Genomic DNA, 2,875 nt, shown 5'->3' on the forward strand with positions numbered 1-2,875 from the left:
TGGTCGATCAGCTCGCTGGCGATTCTGATCGACCAGCACGAACAGCTGACCCGGACGATCGCGGCCAGACAGACGGAAAAAGCAGCGGAGCTGATGAAACGGCATCTGCGGCTGGAAGAAAACAGGGAGGAAATAGAGAAGTGAACATTGTCGTATGCGTAAAACAGGTTCCGGCGACGCAGAAGGTCGAAGTCGATCCGGTTACCGGCGTCTTAAAGCGGGACGGTATTGAAACGAAGATGAATCCATATGATTTGTACGCGATGGAAACCGCGCTGCAGATCAGAAAGAAAACCGGTGCGAAGATCCATGTGATCACGATGGGGCCGCCGGCCGCCAAAGCGGTGCTGCAGGAAGCATTCGCGCTGGGCGCCGACGAGGGCTGGCTGTTGACGGACCGGAAGTTTGCCGGGGCCGACGTATTGGCGACCTCATATACGATCGCCTCTGGAATCCGCCAGATCGATCACGTCGATCTGATTCTGTGCGGCAAGCAGACGACCGACGGCGACACGGCTCAGGTCGGACCGGAAATGGCCGAGGTGCTCGGAATTCCGCATATCAGCTGGGTCACGGAGCTGATCGACGCCGACGATCAGGCCTTGATTGTTAAGCAGGATCTGACCGAGGTCGAAGCGGTGGCCCGGATTCCTTATCCATGCCTGATCACGGTGGAAAAAGGAATTTTCCAGCCGAATCTGCCATCCTATAAACGCGCGAAGGAAGCCGCGGACAACCCGATTCACACGCTGAGTGCGGCGCAGTGCCGGACCTTGGATCCATCCCGAATCGGTCTGTCAGGCTCGCCGACCCAGGTCGAGCGGATTTTCACACCGACCCATGATGTGAAGACAATGCGGCTGGACGGGCCGGAAGCGGAAAGCGCGGCCAAGCTGGTCGCGATCCTGAAAGAAGATAAAATGTGGGAGGAGGAAAACGCATGAGCGGCTTAGTGATCGATCCTAAAAAATGTACGCGCTGCGGTTTGTGCATCACCCAGTGTCCATTTAACGCCATGGCGATGGTCGACGGTCAGGTCCAGATCAACGCTGCCTGCAAGATGTGCCGGATGTGTCTGCGCAACTGTCCAAGTCAGGCGATCAGCGAACAGGTGGACGCGCCGCAGCCGCAGATCGACAAGTCCCAGTGGCACGATATTCTCGTCTATGTTGAACACAGCGACGGCCGGATTCATCCGGTGACGCTGGAATTGATCGGGAAGGCGCACGAGCTGGCCCGGGTCATCGGGCAACAGGTCAACTGTCTGATGATCGGCGATCACATTGAACAGGCGGCGGATTCCCTGCTGGATTATGGCGTCGCCAACGTCTATCTTTATGAAGATGAACGGCTTAAGTATTTCCGTGCGGATAATTATACCGAAGTGTTTGAGGACTGCATTCAGCGCAGTCATCCGGCGGTCGTTCTGGTCGGCGCGACGGTCAGCGGCCGCTCGCTCGCTCCGCGCACCGCGGCGCGCTTCCGCACCGGCTTAACGGCCGACTGTACGGTTCTGGAAATGCGGGAGAATACCGATCTGGTGCAGATCCGGCCTGCTTTCGGCGGCAACATCATGGCTCAGATTCTGAACACCAATCATCGTCCGCAGTTTGCGACAGTGCGCTATAAAGTGATGGATCCGGCGGTGAAGCAGGCCCGGATCGGAAAGGTGGTATCCTGTCCGATCGATCCGGTCAAGCTGGATTCCAAGATTGAATGGCTGAAAATTGAAAATAAGGAACAGGAGGTCAGCATTTCCGACGCTGAAGTGCTTGTCGCGGTCGGACGGGGCGTTAAGGATGAAAAGACGCTGGCGCTGATCGAAGCATTAGCGCAGAAGCTGCATGCCCAGATGGCCTGCAGCCGGCCGGTTGTGGAAAGTGGGCGCTACGATGTCCGCCGTCAGATCGGTTTGTCCGGACGAACGGTGAAGCCGAAGCTGATCCTGACCTTCGGCATCAGCGGGGCGATCCAGTTTACCGCTGGGATGAAGGGGGCGGAGAAAATCATCGCCGTCAACACCGATCCGCAGGCTCCGATCTTCGATCTGGCACATGTCGCGGTCGTCGGCGACGCCGGACAAATCGCTGAAAATATGCTTAAAGAAATGGAGGGAGAGACCGTATGTTCCGCAAACTAGAAACCCGGGATATCGAAGCGCTGAGCGCGATCACCGGACGTGACTATGTCAGCGTCCGCGATGAAATTCATCCCGATTATACGCATGACGAAATGACTCACTACGGCTGTTTTGATCCGGAGCTGGTCATCCAGCCGGGCTGCACGGAGGAAGTTTCACAGATTCTGGCCTATGCCAGTCAAGAACATCTGCCGGTAACGACCCGCGGCGCGGGCACCGGTTTGTGCGGGGGCTGCGTGCCGATTTACGGTGGCATCGTGCTGTCGATGATGCGCATGAACAAGATTCTGGAAATCGACGAACAGACGATGAACGCTGTGCTGCAGCCGGGCGTGCTGCTGATGGAAATCATTGAGGAAGCGGCGAATCATAATCTGTTGTACGCACCGGATCCAGGCGAAAAGAGCGCGTCGGTCGGCGGCAACGTCATGACCAACGCCGGCGGCATGCGGGCGGTGAAATACGGCGTGACCCGTGATTATGTGCGCGGCCTGGAAGTCGTGCTGGCGGACGGCAGTGTGCTGACGCTGGGCGGCAAGACCTCAAAGAACAGCTCCGGCTATTCCTTAAAGGATCTGATCGTCGGTTCCGAAGGCACGCTGGCCGTCGTCACGAAGATCACGATGAAGCTGCTGCCGAAGCCGCGGGCGATGACTTCCTTGTTGATTCCGTTTACGACGCTGAAGGACGCGCTGACACTGGTGCCGAAAATCATGCGGCTGCCGGCGGTGGCGA

The 2,875-nt window shown here is 57.7% G+C and carries 4 protein-coding genes; all 4 read left to right on the forward strand.

What is annotated here, in order from left to right; translation table 11 throughout:
- The first annotated feature begins 27 nt into the window (after positions 1-27).
- Positions 28-144 carry a hypothetical protein gene (locus AC5OW4_RS14935; protein ID WP_493677181.1) on the forward strand — a complete coding sequence of 39 codons (117 nt, stop codon included), beginning with the start codon at positions 28-30 and terminating at the stop codon, positions 142-144.
- Entirely contained in the window at positions 141-944 is an 804-nt protein-coding gene (locus AC5OW4_RS14940) for an electron transfer flavoprotein subunit beta/FixA family protein (RefSeq protein ID WP_006061140.1), read from the forward strand. The genes AC5OW4_RS14935 and AC5OW4_RS14940 overlap by 4 nt, the downstream gene beginning before the upstream one ends.
- Positions 941-2,140, forward strand: a complete 1,200-nt coding sequence (locus AC5OW4_RS14945; RefSeq protein ID WP_493677179.1) for an FAD-binding protein — start codon at positions 941-943, stop codon at positions 2,138-2,140. Before AC5OW4_RS14940 ends, AC5OW4_RS14945 begins: the two co-directional genes overlap by 4 nt.
- The coding region (locus AC5OW4_RS14950) for an FAD-binding oxidoreductase (protein ID WP_493677180.1) at positions 2,125-2,875 on the forward strand (751 nt) is incomplete at its 3' end. The genes AC5OW4_RS14945 and AC5OW4_RS14950, both read left to right, overlap by 16 nt.

The organism is Holdemania sp., from assembly GCF_986127675.1.